The sequence below is a fragment of the Acinetobacter sp. YWS30-1 genome, from assembly GCF_033558715.1.
GTDB lineage: Bacteria > Pseudomonadota > Gammaproteobacteria > Pseudomonadales > Moraxellaceae > Acinetobacter.
Genome location: NZ_CP114606.1, coordinates 1,079,021 through 1,097,875, shown reverse-complemented (window position 1 = coordinate 1,097,875; position 18,855 = coordinate 1,079,021). Strand labels below are relative to the sequence as shown.

Below are 18,855 nucleotides of genomic sequence, written 5' to 3'. Positions count from 1 at the left end.
CAAATCTGCGGGTTTTTGATCTAACCTGAATAAATCAAATTAGAATAAACGGTTCATACCATTCAAGGTTGCCACACGGTAAGCTTCTGCCATCGTTGGATAGTTGAATGTAGTTTCTACAAAATACTTGATCGTATTGTTAGGACTGTTCATCACAGCCTGACCAATATGGATAATCTCCGAAGCGTTATTACCGAAGCAATGCACACCTAGAACTTCCAGCGTATCGCGGTGGAACAGGATTTTTAATTCACCAACCGTATCACCAGTAATCTGTGCACGCGCCAGATGACGGAAAGAAGCCTGACCCACTTCATACGGAATTTTTTCTTCAGTCAGCTGTTGCTCAGTTTTACCGATTGAAGAAATTTCCGGAATGGTATAAATACCAGTCGGAATATCAGTCACAGGTGCAACGTCTTGTTCACCACTCATATTGGCACCTGCACAACGACCTTGGTCATAAGCAGCAGAAGCCAATGATGGCCAGCCAATCACGTCACCCGCAGCATAGATATTTTCGACTTCAGTCTGATACTGCTCATTCACAGTTAATTGACCACGACTGTTTGGTTTCAAACCAATATTTTCAAGGCCTAAACCATCAGTATTTCCTGAACGGCCATTACACCACAGAATGGCATCAGCTTTAATTTTCTTACCGCTTTGTGTATGCAGAACCACATAATCATCAGAAGTTTCAAGGAAATCGATCTGTTCATTATGACGGATCAATACACCCTGTTCACGTAAGTGATAAGACAGCGCATCAGAGATTTCATCATCTAAATAGCTGAGCAGTTTTGGTTGGGTGTTGATCAAGTCAACCTTATGTCCCAGACCAATAAAGATTGATGCATATTCACAGCCAATCACACCTGCACCATAAATAATGATTTTTTGGATTGAGAAATCCAGATCCAGAATTTTGTCTGAATCAAATACACGTGGATGATTGAAATCAAGAATCTCTGGACGGTATGGACGTGAACCGGTCGCAATTACCAGTTGCTGGAACATAATAGTTTCTTTTATGCCATCTGGTGTAAATACAAAGATCGTATTTGCGTCTTGAATGTAAGCACGACCATGATAGATATCAATCTTGTTACGGTCATAAAAACGTGAGTGAGTATCCACCTGCTGCTGAATCACTTTATGTGCATTGCGCAGTACCTGTTTCATGGTGAATTGTTTCCATTCACCTACTTTTTGAAACATTGGATCACGTTGATAACGGATAATGCTGGATACCGTTTGACGCAATGCCTTACTTGGAATCGTACCTACGTGAGTACAGTTACCACCCAGCTGTTCACGCATATCCACAATTGCAACACGCTTACCAGATTTGGCAAGTTTCATTGCCGCGCCTTCGCCCGCAGGGCCTGAACCTAGAACTACCGCATCGTACTTAACGAAAGTCCCACTAACGACCTCTTTTTTACGTGGCATTCAACGCTCCTTAAAATTAAAAAATTTTGCTTTAATCTACGCTATATTATGACGTAATTGCTGCCAATTTGGTGTATTTAACTTACATATATTGTGTGATAAGAACATTTTTTAAATGAATAATCCTTTTCGCCCTATTTCACCCGAGTTTCGTTATAATTAAAAAAGTGTTAACTTTGATTTATCTCCCTCCTTCAAAACAGTGGAAAAGTTATATATGTCTGAAAACCGTAAACCTGAACAGGGTATCAAACTTCGCGGCGCAGAAAAGGTCGCCCGTATTCCTGTAAAAGTTGTTCCTACGGTTGAAACGCCACGTAAACCGGACTGGATCCGCGTGAAAATGGCCGCTCCCGAGGAAGTTCAGCGTATTAAAACTACACTTCGTCAGCAAAAACTGCATACCGTATGTGAAGAAGCTGCCTGTCCGAACCTGCCTGAATGTTTTGGTGGGGGTACAGCAACCTTTATGATTATGGGTGATATTTGTACGCGTCGCTGTCCGTTCTGTGATGTGGCACATGGTCGTCCAAATGCACTTGATCCGGATGAACCGCGTCATATGGCAGAAACGATTGCCAACCTGGGTCTGAAATATGCAGTCATCACTTCAGTTGACCGTGACGACCTGCTAGATGGCGGTGCACAGCATTTTGTAGATTGTATTAAAGAAGCCCGTGCTTTGAGTCCAAAGACTTTGCTGGAAATTCTGGTACCGGATTTTCGTGGTCGTATGGACATTGCCCTGCGCATCATGACTGAATGTCCGCCAGACGTGTTTAACCACAACATCGAAACTGTGCCACGTCTGTATAAAGCCATGCGTCCAGGTTCTGATTATCAGCACTCTTTAAATCTGTTGAAAATGTTTAAAGATTATTGCCCAGAAATTCCAACCAAATGTGGTTTGATGGTCGGTATTGGTGAAACTGAAGAAGAAGTTCTCGCTCTGTTAGACGACCTGAAAGCACATGACGTAGATTATGTAACGATTGGTCAGTATCTACAGCCATCTAAACAGCATGCACCAATCGACCGTTTTGTAACGCCAGAAGAATTCGAACGTTATGCAGAACATGGTCGTAAACTTGGCTTTAAGAATATCTGGTCAGCACCGATGGTACGTTCAAGTTACTTTGCGGATCGTCAATACTATGGCGAACCGGTTCCGGAAGTACGCCGTAAAGTTGATCCAGCAAAAAAAATTGCTGTACAGGCAATTGAAGCTTAAAATGACTTAGATCAAAGCCCTCTTAAGTAGAGGGCTTTTTTATGCCTAACTAAATTTATATTTGTTCACTTTTTAATTATTTTACCTACCCTCTCTTGGAGATTAAGTTATTACTTATCTTCACATTTCTTTGCGTGTTCTCACTTGAAGACTGCGCATTTTTCAAACAATCTCAAAAAACAGATAAAACACTTCAATATATCGTTGAAATATTTAATAACGATCGTTCTCACAACAACAATTGTGAATTTGCCAGTTGCTTAAGCGATGTAAAAAAATTGATCAAGTCTTATGAAGACACCTTAGGGAGATCGGCAGCATCACAATTGTATGACCCTGGAGAAATATAACAATGCTATTTATTTTCGCCGTACTTCTTCTCATTGCCAGTTTATGGGCGATTTTCTTTTTTCAACTCTCCCGTACCATTGGTGCAATTACCCTTATTGTCATGTCAGTGGTTTGTGCTTTTATCAGTCCTTGGTCACTGATTCTGGGTATTCCCCTGATCCTGATCAGTCTGGTCGTCATGATCGAACCTTTGCGTATGTCTTTCATTTCCAGGCCAGCCTATAAGGCTTTAGCGGATGCCATGCCGAGCATTAGCCCGACAGAACGTGAGGCTCTTGATTCCGGCACCAGCTGGTGGGAAAAAGAACTCTTTATGGGTGCGCCGAACTGGGAAACCTTTAATAGCTATCCTTATCCAAAACTCTCTGTTGAGGAACAGGCATTCTTGGATAACGAAGTCGAAACACTGTGTAGCATGCTGGATGAATGGGAAATCCATGAGAAGAAAATGCTGCCTGAACATATCTGGCAATACATTAAAGATAATGGTTTCTTGGGACTAATTATTCCCAAAGAATACGGCGGTCGTGCCTTTAGTTCATTTGCTCAAAGCCGGGTGATGAGCAAAATTTCTTCACGCTCTCTCACTGCTGCTGTGAGCTGTATGGTGCCTAACTCACTTGGGCCGGGTGAGTTGTTACTACATTATGGTACCGATGAGCAAAAAAATCGTTATTTACCCGGTCTGGCCAAAGGTGAAGAAATCCCATGTTTTGGTCTGACCAGTCCTGAAGCCGGTTCAGATGCCGGTGCAATTCCAGATACCGGTGTGATCTGTTATGGGCAGTTTGAAGGTCAGGAAGTTCTCGGTTTGAGAATGAATTTTTCCAAACGCTGGATTACCTTAGCACCGATTGCTACTGTCGTCGGTCTGGCTTTTAAAATGTATGACCCTGATCATCTACTCGGTGATAAAACGGATTATGGGATTACATGTGCCTTGCTACCGGCCAATCATGAAGGGGTAAAAGTCGGTCCACGTCATAATCCTGGCTCCCCTTTTATGAATGGTACTGTTGAAGGTAAGGATGTATTTATTCCTTTAGACTGGATCATTGGTGGCGTGAAAAATGCCGGTAAGGGCTGGCGTATGCTGATGGAATGTCTAGCGGTTGGCCGTGGTATTTCCTTACCGGCTTTGTCTACCTCCAGTGCCGAAATGACTTATCTGAATGTCAGCGCATTCTCGCGAATCCGTCAGCAATTCAAGATTTCGGTGGGTAAATTTGAAGGCGTACAGGAAGCCAATAGCGAAATTGCCAGTGATGCTTATATGCTGGAAGCTTTCCGTTATTTAGTGACTTGTGGTCTGAACCAAGGTGGTAAACCAGCAGTCATGACGGCAATTGCCAAATACTACGCCACTGAGACCATGCGTAAAATTGTCAATCACGGTATGGATGTCGTGGGCGGTCGTGCTATTCAAATGGGGCCTCGTAACTTCCTGGCTCTTAACTATCAGGCTATTCCAGTATCGATTACAGTCGAAGGCGCCAATATTCTGAGCCGTTCATTAATGATCTTTGGCCAAGGTTCGATGCGTTGCCATCCTTATCTGTATGAAGAATTACAGCTTCTGCAAGCTGAAGACCCGAAAGCCGCTCTGAATCCATTCGATACTATGTTGTTTAAACATCTGGGTTATACCTTTAACCGGACTGCCCGCTCTTTTGCCTATGCTTTTAGCGGTGGTTCAAGTGCTGCGCCACAAAGTGCGGTTGATTTTACCCGTCCTTATTACAAGATCATTAACCGGCTCAGTGCCAACTTTGCCCTGACTGCAGATATGTGTTTAGGTCTATTGGCAGGTGATATTAAACGCAAGGAAATGCTTTCTGGCCGTCTGGCTGATATTCATGCCCATCTGTTCATTGCCACGGCAATCCTGAAATTCTTTGAACATAGCAAAAAAACTGAAGCTGAACGTCTGCATGCACAATTGGCAATTGAGAAATCTTTATATACCGCTCAAGAAGCGTTTTATGACCTGTTTGCAAACTTCCCGGTGGGTGTTGCTGCTGGCATGGTCAAACTCATCTGTTTCCCATTTGGCCGCCCTGTCGCGAAACCATCTGACCGACTTAAACAGGAAGTCGCAAATGTCATGATGGAAGATAACGCTTTCCGGAAGGTACTGAAAAAGCATGTTTTCTATAGCACAGCGGAAGATGATGTGAATGGTCGTATGGAATCAACCTTCACCATGTTATTGGAGATTGAGCAGCTTTGGGATCGCTTTAAAAAAGCCGAAAACAAAGGTCAATTTAAAGGACTCAGTTTTGCTGATCATGTGGCTGATGCGCATGAACAAGGCTTTATTAATGAAGAAGAAGCCAATAAGTTACTGCACTATAATGCGCGTCGCTATGACAGCATGTTGACTGATGTCTTCGATCTGCATTTACAAGAAGTATTTGAACTTGAAAATCCTCATATTTCGAAAGCAGATGCGACAGGTACTGATACATCAGTTCAAAGTGCACCTTCACATTCAACCAGCCCTTAGATAGATCTCTTATCTCAATCGGATCTTGCTTTCCAAAGTGAAGTTATTTCTTGACTTCACTTTGGATATCTCAAGTGGCTATTTAGCCACTTTTTTACGACCATTGCACGATGGTATTTAGAATATAAAACGTTAAGCTAGACCCATAATAAAATTGAGGGTCAATGATGTCACAACAAGATTATGAAAATGGCTTGAAAGTCCGTACTGAAGTGATGGGTGCAAGCTTTGTAAAGCGCGCTCAGGACAATACAGTTCCTTTTACCCAACCTTTACAGGACTGGATTAATGAACATGCTTGGGGTTCGACCTGGCAACGTGAAGGGGTTTTACCACGTAAATACCGTTCTTTAATTACTATCGCTTTTCTTACAGCGCAAAAAAGCCCGACTGAATTGAAAGGCCATGTTCGTGGCGCTTTGAATAATGGCGCAACAGTAGAAGAAATTCAGGAAGTACTGTTACATAGTCTACCTTACTGCGGTGCCCCTGCCACTCAGGAAGCCTTCCGTGCAGCGCTTGAAGTAATTCAGGAATATCAAGCGAATCAGCAGAATTAAGAATTGCTTAGGCTATTTAACTGGCTTATCAATAATAAAGCCGGGAATTAAAATTCCCGGCTTTTTAAATTTTAAACTGATATATCTATAGCTATAACTTCTTTAACACTGTCTTTAATATTGTTTGAAAAGATTATCCTCTTAATTCAATTTGAGTACGTTGCTCCAAGCCTTGCACCGCAGCGGAGAAATCCAGCTGGCTAGCCTGTGGCTTGGAAATCTGCTGAAATTCCTGCTGAACCAAAGACATCACTGATAAATCCAGTTGCTGTTGTTGTGCCAGCTCCAAAGCAATGCCAATATCTTTCTGCAACAAATCCAGTGCAAACGTCTTGTGAAACTCACGGTTCAGTACACGCTGCGCCATGATATTTTCCGACATGCTGCTTTTACCGCTAGAATGATTAATACAGTTTAGTGCACTGCTTAAATCAACTCCCTGTCCTTTCAGTACAGTCAGCCCTTCAGCCAGGGCCCACAAGTGAGTCGCCATTAGGGTATTATTCACGGCTTTTACCGCAAAACCAGAACCACTTTCTCCCACATATTCAATCAGACCAGCAAAGGCTTCAATAATCGGTTTGGCTTGTTCAAAGGCTTGTTCATTGCCTCCGACCATCACAGTTAAAGTACCGCGTTCCGCTCCAATGGTTTGGCCAGAAACCGGTGCATCCAGATAAAAACTGCTTTGTTGCTCCAAGAGCTTCGCCAGTTTCTGTGCTGATTCCGGTACACCACTGGTACAGTCAATCCAGATTGCCCCTTGTTTGGGTGGATGAGCTGCAATTAATGCTTCTACATCCTGACTGGTCGGCAAACAGGAAAAGATAAAATCTGCCTGAACCGCCTGCTCAATACCAACTGCCTGCGTTACAAAAGTTTCAGCATGCGCTACAGCTTTCTGTTCAGTCCGGTTCCAGACCCAAACCTGATGTCCGAGTTTTGGCAGATGGGAGGCCATATGCCAGCCCATTGCCCCGAGTCCTAAAAATGCAATTGTATGACTCAAAAAATACTCCTCATTTTAAGCGACTGGCTTAGCCTCAACCTCAGTTATGGTTTCAGCTGGTTCAGAGGCTGGCAATTCTTTATCTTCACCACGATTCAGGAATAGATTGAGTAAGATCGCAGCTAAAGTCGCAGTACCAATACCCCCTAGATCAAAACCACCAATCTGCAAGCTATAGTTCCCTGTACCCATGATCAGACACACGGCACCAATAATCAGCGTACTGTTCTTGGTAAAATCAACCTTGTTATCTACCCAGATTTTTGCACCAGCCACCGTAATCAGACCAAATACGACAATCGATGCACCACCCAATAAAGCCACTGGAATGGTACTGATCACTGCACCAAATTTAGGCGAAAGTCCGAGTAAAATCGCGAAGATACCCGCGAAGACAAATACCGTGGTTGCATAAACCTTGGTGACTGCCATCACACCGATATTTTCAGCATAAGTGGTCATCCCCGTACCACCGACAGAAGCGGACAATGAAGTACACACCCCATCAGCAAAGAAACCACGACCCATATATGGAGACAGGTTTTTACCGGTCATCGCAGAGACTGCCTTAAAGTGCCCTAGATTTTCTGCAACCAAGATAATTGCCACTGGTGCAATCATCAGCATGGCATTCATTTCAAAGACCGGACTCTGGAAATTCGGCAAACCAAACCATGCTGCTTCACTGACTTTGGTAAAATCAATCGCAGGTCCGAAGCCCATCACATTGGTGAAAAGGAAATAAATCAGGTAGGAAGATAATAAGCCCAATAACAATAATAGACGGCGTACCATTCCTCGGGTAAACACAGCAATCACACTGATACAGATAATCGTGATTAAAGCCATCCACGAATCAAACTGGTTCGCTGAAACACTCTTAATCGCCACGGGCGCCAAGTTCAAACCGATGATCATCACGATCACGCCTGTCACTACAGGTGGCATCAGTTTTTCAATCCAGTTGGTACCAGTTTTCATCACCAGTAGCCCAATCAAGGCATAGACAATACCGCAAGCAATCGTACCGCCAAGGGCTAATCCTATATTTGGATTGGCTCCAACCCCTGAATAACCCGTCACTGCGACGACCGCACCAATAAAGGCAAAGCTTGATCCCAGATAACTAGGCAATCGACCGCCCGTGATCAGGAAAAATAAAATGGTCCCAATCCCAGTAATGAAAATCGTGAGATTGGGATCAAACCCCATTAATAAGGGTGCCAGCACGGTTGCGCCAAACATGGCAAACACATGCTGCAACCCGAGAATAATACTTTTTCCAGCAGGCAGATATTCATCTGTTTGCACGGGTGTGGTATCGAGATTGCCTTGGTAAGGCTTAAATTTTGGAAACCACGTTTCTTTTTCTTGCATCGGCTTCCCCTCCTTGATTAGGATTGAATTGAATTAGCACATTTTGTGTGGCTCACAGTAAGAACGGTTGAAGTACATCAGCGCATTGCCTTGACTCTGGCACATCGCTTTCACCTCACAGAACAGCACGTCATGACTGCCTACGGATAAACATTGGACCACCTCGCAGTCAAAACTGACTAAGGCATCCTCAAGTACAGGTGACTGGGTCACCAAAGTTTTCCAGTTCCCCTGACTGAAACGCTCTGCCATTGGTGTTTTTCCACCAAACAGATTGGAAAGATGTTGTTGATGTGATGCCAGGGTATTCACACACAACACCTGATTCTTTTTAAAGGTTTCATAAACTGAAGCAAAACGGTTCAGACACACCAGCAACGTTGGTGGTGTATCCGTCACGCTACATACGGCTGAGGCAGTAAATCCTGCCTGTCCTGCCTCACCTTGCGTGGTAATGACATTGACTGCAGCCCCGAGATTGGACATGCCTTGACGGAAAATCTGCTGATCAACTTGGGTAAAGATGTCATCTGATGCGTTAGTCGCCAAAACCTTATTTAATGCGTTATTTTCTGCAACTGTTTCTGTAATGATTTTAGATAGTTTGGCATTCATGCTGTTCTCCCGCCCCCAAGTCAATATTCAGTTTCAGACCTGGGGCATCTAGTAATGAGATTGAATCAGGTAGATCGACTTATACATGGGCAATCGAAGCAATTTCGACCAGCGCATCAGGTTTGACCAAACCTGTCTGTACGCAATACCGTGCCGGCTTATCTCCCGGGAAATACTCTGCATAAACTGCATTAATCGCAGCATAATCTGCCCAGTCTTTGACAAAGACATGGTTAAAGGTCACGTCATCCATACTGCCGCCTGCTTCCTCAATCACACGCTTGATAGTTTCCAGAATATGACGGGTCTGTGCTGCGGCATCACCGACATGCACCACATTATTATTTTCATCAAAAGCTAATGTACCGGATACATACACGATATTGTCTGCCTTGGTTGCCGGTACATACGGTGCTAATGGTTTCGATGTTCCTGCTGGAATAATGATTTCTTTAGGCATACTATTTTTCCTTAATTCTGTTCTTTAATTCTTTATGCGCTTACAGCTAATTTAGTTTCTTTTAGTGACTCACTTTATTTTTGAAAGGTCTCTACAAAATTTTTGGTATCTGATACCCAGCCAAAGAAAGTCTTGATGTTATACAGACTGGCTTCATGCGCTTCGACTGGACCGGCCTGATGGCAGGCATCAGCAAGTGCGATACCAAAATATTCTAAGAAGAAGCCATCACGTAGTGTCGACTCCACACACACGTTGGTGGCAATCCCCACAAAGACCAGATTGCGAATTCCTCTTACACGCAACATGCTGTCCAGCGCGGTATTAAAGAAACCGCTATAACGTGGCTTTTCGATCACCAGGTCTTGTGGCAGTGGTTTTAACTCATCAATCAGCTCAAAATCCCAACCACCTTTTGCTAACAATTGCCCCTGTAATTCAGGACGTTTACGCATGGTCTTTAAGGCATTGGATTTATGGAAATTTGGAGAGTCCTTACCACCCGCTTCCTTATATTCTGCATCCCAGCCATTTTTGAAATAAATCACCTGAATACCGGCTGCATGTGCGGCATCAACGGCCTTTTTAATATTTTCAACCACGGGCTTGGTTTTCGAGACATCAAAGCCCGCCAGATCCAGATAGCCACCCTGAGAGGTATAGGCATTTTGCATATCAATCACAATCAAGGCTGTCTGTTCTGGTGCAAGACAAATCGCTTCGGGTTCCGCTTTAAGCGTTTTTCCTGTGCCGAGTTTTTCCGTAAAACCGGCTGTTACGACTGATTCACTCATGCGCTTTTCTCCAAAACTGGCGCTTCATCTTCAATGACAATATGATCACGGCATTTCATTAGCGGCTGGATTTTTTGACCAAAGTCTTCAACCCCTTGAATAAAATCATCAAAAGTTAGTAGTACGCCTTCCGTACCTTTGATCTCACCAATTTCATCCAACATTCGTGCCACATTTTCATAAGAACCCACCAGCGTACCCATATTGATATTCACTGGAGATACGCTAGAAGCCATTTGACGGATATTGGTGTCTGCACCGGAAGTGGTATCTTTACCGCCTTGATTCATCAGCCAGTTAATCGCTTCCATGTCGGCACCATCGTTATAGTGCTGCCATTTGGCTTGAGCTTCTTCATCGGTTTCTGCCGCAATGACCATAAACAGCACATAAGTCTGTACATCACGGCCAGTCACATCTGTTTTTTCTTTCAGGCGGTCATTAATTTCTGCATAAGCTGTTGGAGTATTCAGGCCTTTACCAAACACGAAGTTATAGTCAGCGTATTGTGCAGAAAACTCTAAACCTGCATCAGATTGACCTGCACAGATAATCTTCATGTCGGCTTGTGGACGTGGGCTAACACGGCAATCTTCCATCTGGAAATGTTCGCCTTTAAAGTCTGATTTACCAGTCGCCCAAAGTTCACGCAGAATTTGTACATATTCAGACAGATATTCATAGCGTTTACCAAAATAGTCATTGCCTGGCCACATGCCCATTTGGGTATATTCAGGTGGCTGCCAGCCGGTCACGACATTCAGACCAAAACGGCCATTTGAGATCGAATCAATGGTTGATGCCATACGCGCGACAATTGCGGGTGGCATCACCAGAGTTGCGGCAGTTGCGAAAATTTTAATTTTGCTGGTGACAGCCGCAAGACCTGCCATCAGGGTAAACGTTTCCAGGTTATGTTCCCAAAATTCAGTCTTGCCACCAAAGCCACGCAGCTTGATCATAGAAAGTGCGAAATCGAAACCATAGTGCTCAGCACGCTGTACGATTTGTTTGTTTAACTCAAAAGTCGGCATGTACTGCGGTGCATTTTCAGAGAGTAACCAGCCATTATTTCCGATTGGACAGAAGACACCTATTTTCATTTTCACACCTCATTATTTTTAACACTTATTCAAATTTCTGATTCCACTTCAGGAATTTTATTTACAAGATAAGCATTGCAAAGCGTGTGCCAACTCTATTTAATTAATATTTATCAAATACTTAATATTTTATTTTTTGAATTTTTAGTAAAATAACCATTTTCACCTATGAGTCAATTTTGCACATACTGTTTCATTCAAGTGCACTCGTAGCAATTTGTGCATTTGCAGTTCATGCATCAATTCGAAGTAAAAACCATGCTGATGCTACAAAAATAATTGATTAGAAAAAATGAAAAACCAGACACGAGGTCTGGCTTTAAAAAAATCTTCAAACTAAGGGGAAATCAGGAATGAAAGGATCAGTTGATTCACCTGATCTGTCTCGGTCACAGTAGATGCATGTGCACCTGTATCAAGCAAACTGAGGTGACTATGCGGCAGGCATTGTTGTAATTGTTGTGATCGCTGATAAGGCACCAGAAAATCATCTTGGTTAGCAAGCAAATGCACAGGAATATCCTTGAGTGCCTGACGATGTTCTGCGTTCAGTTTAAAAGCCTGCACGGCTTGTAGGCGTGCCAGAACATTTTGGATCGGTGGAAAGTCAAGGAGCTGCTTATTTTCTGCTTCGGTTAACTGATCAATATGGGTTGAAATCCACTGCGGCGGATAAAGAAATAAAGCCTGTGCTCTCACATATGCCTCTGCCCCGCTATTGAGCAATAACGAAGTCCGGGCTTCGAAACACTTCTGAGTATGAGCATCCAGCTCTCCCCAAGCATTTAACATGGTCAGACTGAGTAGCTTAAACTTTCTTTCAGCCTGATAGGTCGCTAATTGCATGCCGATATGTCCGCCCAATGCATGCCCGATGAAATGAAACTCTCGAATGCCATCATTGATCAATAAATCCAGAATCTGGCCGGCCATATGGTCGATCGAATAAGACGTGGGCAATAGCTCAGAATCTGAATGACAGCCTTCCTGATCATAAGTGACTACATGAAAATGCTGCTGTAAAACTCTAATTTGAGGATTCCAGAAACTGGCATGCCCGCCCAGTCCAGATGAAAGCACCACATAAGGTGCATCTGCCTGTGCTGCAGGATGAATAAATAAAGACATAAATTTCTCATAGTTTCGTTATGAGGTAAATGCAGCAAAATATATGCCTAAACAGGATTTTTTTGAACAATTGATAAAATTATAGCCAGTAGACATTAAAGCTATAATAAAACTCCTGCACTTCAAAGCGCACGTTATAACCGAGCTCAGTCAGCTCTGCCGAAAGACCCCGAATTTCTTCTAGAGGCAAATGTTTAGGAAATACCGTTAGCACAGCGGTATTGCCCAGTCGGGCATTATCTTCAATCAGTTGAGCCAAGCGAGGCTTGTACATTTCAATATTCAAGTTGGCTACATTCGATAAAACTTTGGCTTGGTCCGCAGTTATAAAACTCATTGTTCTTCACCCTTTTTGATTTTTATTCAATGAAGTTAAATGATTTAATTCACATAAAATATTTTTGTTTTGTATCTATAGTAAATACAGCGTGCATAAAAAATCCCTCACATGGAGGGATTTTCCTGAAGAAAAAATTACTGACGTGGTAAAGGAATATATTGTGAAGAACTGCTTTGCGTTTTACGTTCACTAATCACCACATCCAGTGTCATAGTTTTTCCAGCGCGTTCTACTTCAATCTGAACAGTACTGTTTGGGGCCTGTAAAGCGACAAAATTAATCAGATGTGAGGCAGAAGTAATCACTTCATTATTCACCTTAATGATTTTATCACCACGCTGGATGCCAGCTTTTGCTGCAGGTCCATTTTCCAGCACTTCAGCGACCACTACACCTGATTCTTTAGGTTGCAAAACATCATTACGTTCTGTCGGCAACAGACTGATACCCAGCCAGCCACGCACGACACGGCCATCTTTCAGGATTGCATTCATCACTTGCTGACAGATTTTAGCGGGAATCGCAAAACCAATCCCCAGTGAGCCACCTGTTTGGGAGAAGATTGCTGTATTTACCCCGATCAGGTTACCAGCAACATCAATCAATGCACCACCCGAGTTACCCGGGTTAATTGCAGCATCTGTCTGAATAAAGTCTTCATAGGTATTGATGCCCAGATCAGAACGGCCTGTCGCAGAAATAATCCCCTGAGTCACGGTTTGACCGACACCAAACGGGTTACCAATAGCCAGAACAACATCACCGACTTCATTGCCACTCAGCTTGAATGGCAAAACTGGCAATTGTTCAAGTTCGATCTTGATTACAGCCAAATCCGTATCTGGGTCTGTACCCACGACCTTGGCTTCGGCACGGCGTCCATCATGCAAGGCCACCACAATCTGGTCTGCTTGTGCAATCACGTGGTTATTGGTCAGGATATAACCATCAGGACGTACAATTACACCTGAACCTAAACTGTTTTCATTTGGACTCTGACCAAACTGGTCTGGCAACTGATCACCGAAAAATTCACGGAAGACTGGATCAGTCAGTAAAGGATGCGCCTGCTGTTTTACTTTTTGTGTGGTAAAGATATTCACCACCGCAGGTGCTGCGACTTTCACGGCGGCACTATAGGAGACAACCCCTCCAGAACGCGAAGTATCAATCAACGGTTCTACTTTTTCAGCAGGCATTTTTACGCCATCCGGCGCAATCGGTGATTTAGGTTTCTGCAGCTGCTGCCACCCCAAAAAACCGATAATGACTAAAATCAGTAACACCCAAGGTAACCATGTAAAGGTGCGGCGCACTTTGCTATCCTCTAAAATATTTTAATTCGTTGATGACTAATTGATTTGTATCCTATTGTAATGCCAAATACATAACTAAACACAAAAAAATCCACAGAGATTTGTGCTGCTTTAGTTACAATTGGACATATAAATAAGAATTGGCAAATTTATAAACTGACAGGAATTTTATGGCGAATTTAAACGATATTATCCGCTGGTGCGATCAGACTTTGGCATCTTCCGAATTTAAGGACTATGCACCGAATGGCTTACAGATCGAAGGCCGAGCTGAAGTCAATAAAATTTTATGTGCGGTTACTGCCTCACAAACTGCAATCGAAGCTGCAATTGAACAAGGTGCTGATTTATTATTGGTTCACCATGGTTATTTCTGGAAAGGCGAAGCCTACCCGATTGCTGGGATGCGTGGTAAAAGAATTAAAAGCCTGATCCAAAATGATATTTCCCTTGTCGGTTATCATCTGCCTTTAGACAGCCATCCAACTCTGGGAAATAATGCTGCGATTGCAGACCTGCTGGAACTGGAAAACCTAGAACAGCTTGATCCGAGTGAGCGCCGTCCAATTGGGAATATTGGTTATTTAAAGCAGGCCATGACGCCAGAAGGATTCAAGGCCTATGTATCAGAAAGACTTGGCTATGATGCGCTGCATTTACCTGCTGAAAAAAGCCTGATTCAAAAAGTCGGTTTCTGTACTGGTGGTGCACAGGATTATATTCATAAAGCGGCGGCACAAGACTGTGATGCTTATATTTCTGGCGAAGTCAGTGAGCGTACTTTTTATGATGCTCAGGAACTGGATGTGCATTATTATGCCTGCGGCCACCACGCCACTGAAAAATATGGTGTACAACGTCTGGCTAAAGCTATTTCAGAACAATTTAATATTAAGTATAGTTATTTCGAATTAAACAATCCGATTTAATTTCGATTGGCAAGTAGATGAGTGGCTTTATCTTTAAATTTTCAGGCTTTATTCTGTATTGTTATTTATACACAGTGCCCATTTTTGCCTAAGAATCTATTACAATAACGCCACTTATTGTCAAAACCCAGCAAAATGCAAGGAATTGAAAACATGACAACCATTACTTTACCACCATTACCATACGACTACGACGCTCTTGCTCCACACATCAGCAAAGAAACTTTAGAATACCACCACGACAAACACCACAACACTTATGTGGTTAACCTGAACAACCTGATCGCTGGTACTGAGCTTGAAGGCAAAACTCTAGAAGAAATCATCAAAGCAACTGCTGGTGATTCATCTAAAGCAGGTGTATTTAACAACGCTGCGCAAGTATGGAACCACACATTCTACTGGAACTGCTTGACTAAAAACGGTGGCGGTAAAGCAACTGGCGCTTTGGCTGCAAAAATTGACGAAGCTTTCGGTTCTTACGAAAAATTCGCTGAAGAGTTCGCAACTGCTGCTGCAACTCAGTTCGGTTCAGGTTGGGCTTGGTTAGTTGCTGATGAAGTAAACGGTAACCTGTCTATCCTTAAAACTTCAAATGCCGACACTCCAATGGCGCACGGTAAAATTGCTGTGTTGACAATCGATGTTTGGGAACATGCTTACTACATCGACTACCGTAACGCTCGTCCTAAATACATCTCTACTTTCCTAGAAAGCCTGGTGAACTGGGACTACGCAAATGCGAAATATGCAGGTCAACCTGCTGGTGTTGAGAAATAATTTTTTATTTCCAGCTTAAAAAATCACCCTTTATGGGTGATTTTTTTATTTTTAGGCCTGAGGTGCATATTAAAAAAGCAAATGATTCATTTCTTTACAGGAATTGATTGACGGTCTTTATTTTCCTGCCTAAAATGCGCATCAGATTCTCCAATAGCTCAGTCGGTAGAGCGACGGACTGTTAATCCGCAGGTCCCTGGTTCGAGCCCAGGTTGGAGAGCCAATCTATTCTCCCATAGCTCAGTCGGTAGAGCGACGGACTGTTAATCCGCAGGTCCCTGGTTCGAGCCCAGGTGGGAGAGCCAAGATTCTAAAAAAACCCACTCATTGCGAAGTGGGTTTTTTTATGTCTATCTTTTTGGGATTAAATATCTATATGAGTCTTGTTTATAATTTTAGCGACTCTCAACCATGGCAGCGAATAATCACGCAACCCCTCTACCCTTAATCTGGGTTTACATAAACATAACATTTTGAACTACAATCATTTTTGATTATTTTTAAAACACTTGATTCAGTTTTTTCAGCTTTTTTATAAAAGTGCCTTGACCCCTTTTTAAATCTCTCTATAATCGCTTGCAGATTCTCCAATAGCTCAGTCGGTAGAGCGACGGACTGTTAATCCGCAGGTCCCTGGTTCGAGCCCAGGTTGGAGAGCCAATCTATTCTCCCATAGCTCAGTCGGTAGAGCGACGGACTGTTAATCCGCAGGTCCCTGGTTCGAGCCCAGGTGGGAGAGCCAAGATTCTGAAAAACCCACTCATTGCGAAGTGGGTTTTTTTATTCTTTTCTCTTTTATGATCCGTGTTTGATTTGAGTCAGTTTATATTCTTTGTGATTGGCTGTCTGGCAAGCTTTGCCTTAATTTGCCTGCTCTTCCCCCATCTGTTTACCCGCCAGAAGAAATTCTATCCCAAGCGTGTCATTACAGCTTTCGAAAGCAAGATGTTTACTCGCCTGAAAGATGCTTTTCCGCATCATCACATTCTGGCACAGGTCGCATTTAGTGCTTTGATCACACATGACAATATGAAAATGCGCAGCAAGTTCAACCGTAAAGTGACCGATTTTGTGGTGATGGACCGGGAATATAATGTAGTGGCGATTATAGAATTGGATGATCCAACCCATATTGGAAAGGAACAGGAAGATGCGGAACGCGATGCGATGCTGATTGCTGCCGGCTATACGGTCGTCCGCTACACTGAAATCCCAACGATCCGGCAGCTACAAAGAGATTTGAGATAAATAGTTTAATGAGAGGAATTTGTTTCAGCTTCGGAAGCAGCTTGAGTTGCTTGAGCCTCCTGCTCTGCCTTTGATTTTTCAGCTGCTTCGCGTGCTTCAATCCGGGCAATCATATCCGCCTGTTGCTGTTTATATTTTTCCTGATTTTTTGCATCACTATTAACAGCCAAAAATGCCATCGTCACTAAAAAAATCGGAACACATAAAGCCAGGGTTCCAAAGATAAGCAGTTTTTTGATACTGCGGGGTTTTGTCTGTTCCGACATAACAAGCCTATACTCATAACCTATAATCCTAAGTCACTATAACAAACTTAAATGATTGCTCAAGGCCTAGCATCACAAGGAATAAAAAAGGAGCCGAAGCTCCTTTTAGGATTAAGGACTGACAGAAATACCTGAAGGCATATAGGTATTGATGAAGGTCAGCAGCTGGGTTCTGCTTTCTACAATAGCCTCGGTATGTGAAGCATTCTCTACCTCTACAAAATTAACTGTGGTTCCCATATCTTTCAAGCCTTGTTGTAATGTATTTGTCACTGGATACGGAACAGCCATATCTGCAGTACCTTGAATGATCATCACAGGAACATTAATTTTTTCAGTTGCAGGCTGATTATTCTTAAGGAACTTTTCAACCGACGAATTATTCTGGAAGTTTTCTACTAATCCCGGATAGTCCACGACCGTTTTTTCTGGATTATTCACTAGATAATCATCAATATCTTGCATATATTCAGTAATCAGCGGCCCTAAACAAAGTCCATTTTCTCCAGTCGTCCCTTCCGCCTTTTCAGCAACAATCCCTGCACGGCTTGAGAATATATTGCGATAGTTAAAGCCTGGTTCATAAGCTTTAATCCCTACAGCCACATAAGCCGCATATGCCAGTAATTCTGCATAGACCGCTTTCGCAGCATTATCTTGCCCAGCCTCAACCAAAGCTCTGAGCGCTTGCGGTGCTACTTCACTGATAATATAGCCCAGACTTGAGGCCGGAGCTGCTGCAACTGCCGCCTTATAATTTGGATCTTCATCGGCAAACTGGGCTGTGGCAAGTGATGCGTGTCCTCCCTGGGATTGTCCCACTGAGACCCAAGCACCATTAAATCGATTTCCTTGTTGTTCTTTAAAGGCTCTTACTGCATAGATAGCCGATTGTGCAGCACTCTTTAAATTTAAATAAGGATGAATCCCCCGAGTACCTAATCCTTCATAATCGGGTGCAACAATCACATATCCCTGTGCAAGCAAGCTGCTGGCCAGTCCTCTAAAATTATTATTCAGCTGGTTATTACTTGGTGCACAAGAATCACCGCTACCCACCGTGCCATGTTCCCAAACCACCACCCTCCATCCGTCTTGAGGTTGAGGTGTATTTGGATAAAACACCATGGCTGTCGCTTCAGCCCGTTCACCATTTACGTTTGGCATATTATAGCGTATGACTTGAATATCCGCCGCTTCAGGCAAGGTATCCTCATCATAAGACTGTTGACTTAAAAACACCCTTTCCTGGGGTCGGAACGAATCATTATCATCGTCATTACACGCAGTCATGAACAATGACATGGAACATACCACTGCCAGGCAGGTTTTTTTGAAACCGTTTTTCACTACATTATTCATATTCTAATCCCTTATTGTTGTTTAT

The 18,855-nt window shown here is 43.1% G+C and carries 18 protein-coding genes and 4 tRNA genes; 10 read left to right on the top strand and 12 right to left on the bottom strand.

Translation table 11 applies throughout. From position 1 onward, the window contains the following. Window positions 1-39: 39 nt before the first annotated feature. A complete protein-coding gene (gene sthA / locus O4M77_RS05065) occupies window positions 40-1,455 on the bottom strand; it encodes a Si-specific NAD(P)(+) transhydrogenase (RefSeq protein WP_004782740.1) in 1,416 nt (471 codons plus the stop codon). 217 nt (window positions 1,456-1,672) lie between these two features. Between sthA and lipA the strand changes: the two genes are divergently transcribed. The 3 genes from lipA to O4M77_RS05050 all read left to right on the top strand — a co-directional run bounded on the left by lipA (window position 1,673) and on the right by O4M77_RS05050 (window position 6,103). Continuing rightward, window positions 1,673-2,686: a lipoyl synthase gene (gene lipA / locus O4M77_RS05060; protein ID WP_004782741.1), complete on the top strand. Its 1,014-nt coding sequence runs from the start codon at window positions 1,673-1,675 to the stop codon at window positions 2,684-2,686. A gap of 352 nt (window positions 2,687-3,038) precedes the next feature. Continuing rightward, window positions 3,039-5,543, top strand: a complete 2,505-nt coding sequence (locus tag O4M77_RS05055) for an acyl-CoA dehydrogenase (protein ID WP_284879219.1) — start codon at window positions 3,039-3,041, stop codon at window positions 5,541-5,543. A 167-nt stretch (window positions 5,544-5,710) separates the two neighbouring features. Beyond that, the gene (locus O4M77_RS05050; protein WP_180015134.1) at window positions 5,711-6,103 is read left to right on the top strand and encodes a carboxymuconolactone decarboxylase family protein; all 393 of its coding nucleotides are present in this window, start codon (window positions 5,711-5,713) and stop codon (window positions 6,101-6,103) included. Between the two features lie 133 nt (window positions 6,104-6,236). On the opposite strand, the gene O4M77_RS05045 is transcribed toward O4M77_RS05050, so the two are convergent. From O4M77_RS05045 to O4M77_RS05005, 9 genes are all read right to left on the bottom strand, one after another. Further along, window positions 6,237-7,076, bottom strand: a complete 840-nt coding sequence (locus O4M77_RS05045; protein ID WP_323714088.1) for an NAD(P)-dependent oxidoreductase — start codon at window positions 7,074-7,076, stop codon at window positions 6,237-6,239. 51 nt (window positions 7,077-7,127) lie between these two features. Next, window positions 7,128-8,489, bottom strand: coding sequence for a pyrimidine utilization transport protein G (gene rutG / locus O4M77_RS05040; RefSeq protein ID WP_284879217.1), 1,362 nt, complete (start codon window positions 8,487-8,489; stop codon window positions 7,128-7,130). Between the two features lie 33 nt (window positions 8,490-8,522). Beyond that, window positions 8,523-9,038 carry an NADH-dependent FMN reductase RutF gene (gene rutF / locus O4M77_RS05035; protein ID WP_416359251.1) on the bottom strand — a complete coding sequence of 172 codons (516 nt, stop codon included), beginning with the start codon at window positions 9,036-9,038 and terminating at the stop codon, window positions 8,523-8,525. A 145-nt stretch (window positions 9,039-9,183) separates the two neighbouring features. Beyond that, window positions 9,184-9,564 carry a pyrimidine utilization protein C gene (rutC, locus tag O4M77_RS05030; protein ID WP_004646493.1) on the bottom strand — a complete coding sequence of 127 codons (381 nt, stop codon included), beginning with the start codon at window positions 9,562-9,564 and terminating at the stop codon, window positions 9,184-9,186. A 74-nt stretch (window positions 9,565-9,638) separates the two neighbouring features. After that, entirely contained in the window at window positions 9,639-10,358 is a 720-nt protein-coding gene (gene rutB / locus O4M77_RS05025) for a pyrimidine utilization protein B (RefSeq protein ID WP_284879215.1), read from the bottom strand. Beyond that, on the bottom strand, window positions 10,355-11,461 hold the full coding sequence (gene rutA, locus O4M77_RS05020) for a pyrimidine utilization protein A (protein ID WP_004646490.1): 1,107 nt from the start codon (window positions 11,459-11,461) through the stop codon (window positions 10,355-10,357). The genes rutB and rutA overlap by 4 nt, the downstream gene beginning before the upstream one ends. Window positions 11,462-11,797: 336 nt before the next feature. After that, window positions 11,798-12,589, bottom strand: coding sequence for a pyrimidine utilization protein D (rutD, locus tag O4M77_RS05015; protein WP_284879214.1), 792 nt, complete (start codon window positions 12,587-12,589; stop codon window positions 11,798-11,800). A gap of 79 nt (window positions 12,590-12,668) precedes the next feature. After that, a complete protein-coding gene (locus O4M77_RS05010; RefSeq protein ID WP_284879213.1) occupies window positions 12,669-12,926 on the bottom strand; it encodes a hypothetical protein in 258 nt (85 codons plus the stop codon). Window positions 12,927-13,063: 137 nt separating this feature from the next. After that, a complete protein-coding gene (locus O4M77_RS05005; RefSeq protein WP_284879212.1) occupies window positions 13,064-14,245 on the bottom strand; it encodes a S1C family serine protease in 1,182 nt (393 codons plus the stop codon). 170 nt (window positions 14,246-14,415) lie between these two features. Between O4M77_RS05005 and O4M77_RS05000 the strand changes: the two genes are divergently transcribed. From O4M77_RS05000 to O4M77_RS04970, 7 genes are all read left to right on the top strand, one after another. Then, window positions 14,416-15,174 carry a Nif3-like dinuclear metal center hexameric protein gene (locus O4M77_RS05000; RefSeq protein ID WP_284879211.1) on the top strand — a complete coding sequence of 253 codons (759 nt, stop codon included), beginning with the start codon at window positions 14,416-14,418 and terminating at the stop codon, window positions 15,172-15,174. Window positions 15,175-15,327: 153 nt separating this feature from the next. Further along, entirely contained in the window at window positions 15,328-15,954 is a 627-nt protein-coding gene (locus tag O4M77_RS04995; protein ID WP_004782758.1) for a superoxide dismutase, read from the top strand. 147 nt (window positions 15,955-16,101) lie between these two features. Further along, window positions 16,102-16,177 (top strand) — tRNA-Asn (locus tag O4M77_RS04990). A gap of 6 nt (window positions 16,178-16,183) precedes the next feature. Beyond that, window positions 16,184-16,259: transfer RNA gene (locus O4M77_RS04985), tRNA-Asn, on the top strand. A 279-nt stretch (window positions 16,260-16,538) separates the two neighbouring features. After that, window positions 16,539-16,614: transfer RNA gene (locus O4M77_RS04980), tRNA-Asn, on the top strand. Window positions 16,615-16,620: 6 nt separating this feature from the next. Further along, window positions 16,621-16,696: transfer RNA gene (locus O4M77_RS04975), tRNA-Asn, on the top strand. A gap of 62 nt (window positions 16,697-16,758) precedes the next feature. Then, entirely contained in the window at window positions 16,759-17,202 is a 444-nt protein-coding gene (locus O4M77_RS04970) for a DUF2726 domain-containing protein (RefSeq protein WP_004782760.1), read from the top strand. 5 nt (window positions 17,203-17,207) lie between these two features. On the opposite strand, the gene O4M77_RS04965 is transcribed toward O4M77_RS04970, so the two are convergent. Together O4M77_RS04965 and O4M77_RS04960 are read right to left on the bottom strand one after the other, a co-directional pair. Further along, window positions 17,208-17,468, bottom strand: coding sequence for a hypothetical protein (locus O4M77_RS04965; RefSeq protein WP_004782761.1), 261 nt, complete (start codon window positions 17,466-17,468; stop codon window positions 17,208-17,210). Between the two features lie 111 nt (window positions 17,469-17,579). After that, on the bottom strand, window positions 17,580-18,830 hold the full coding sequence (locus tag O4M77_RS04960) for an alpha/beta hydrolase family protein (RefSeq protein WP_284879210.1): 1,251 nt from the start codon (window positions 18,828-18,830) through the stop codon (window positions 17,580-17,582). Between the last annotated feature and the right edge of the window lie 25 nt (window positions 18,831-18,855).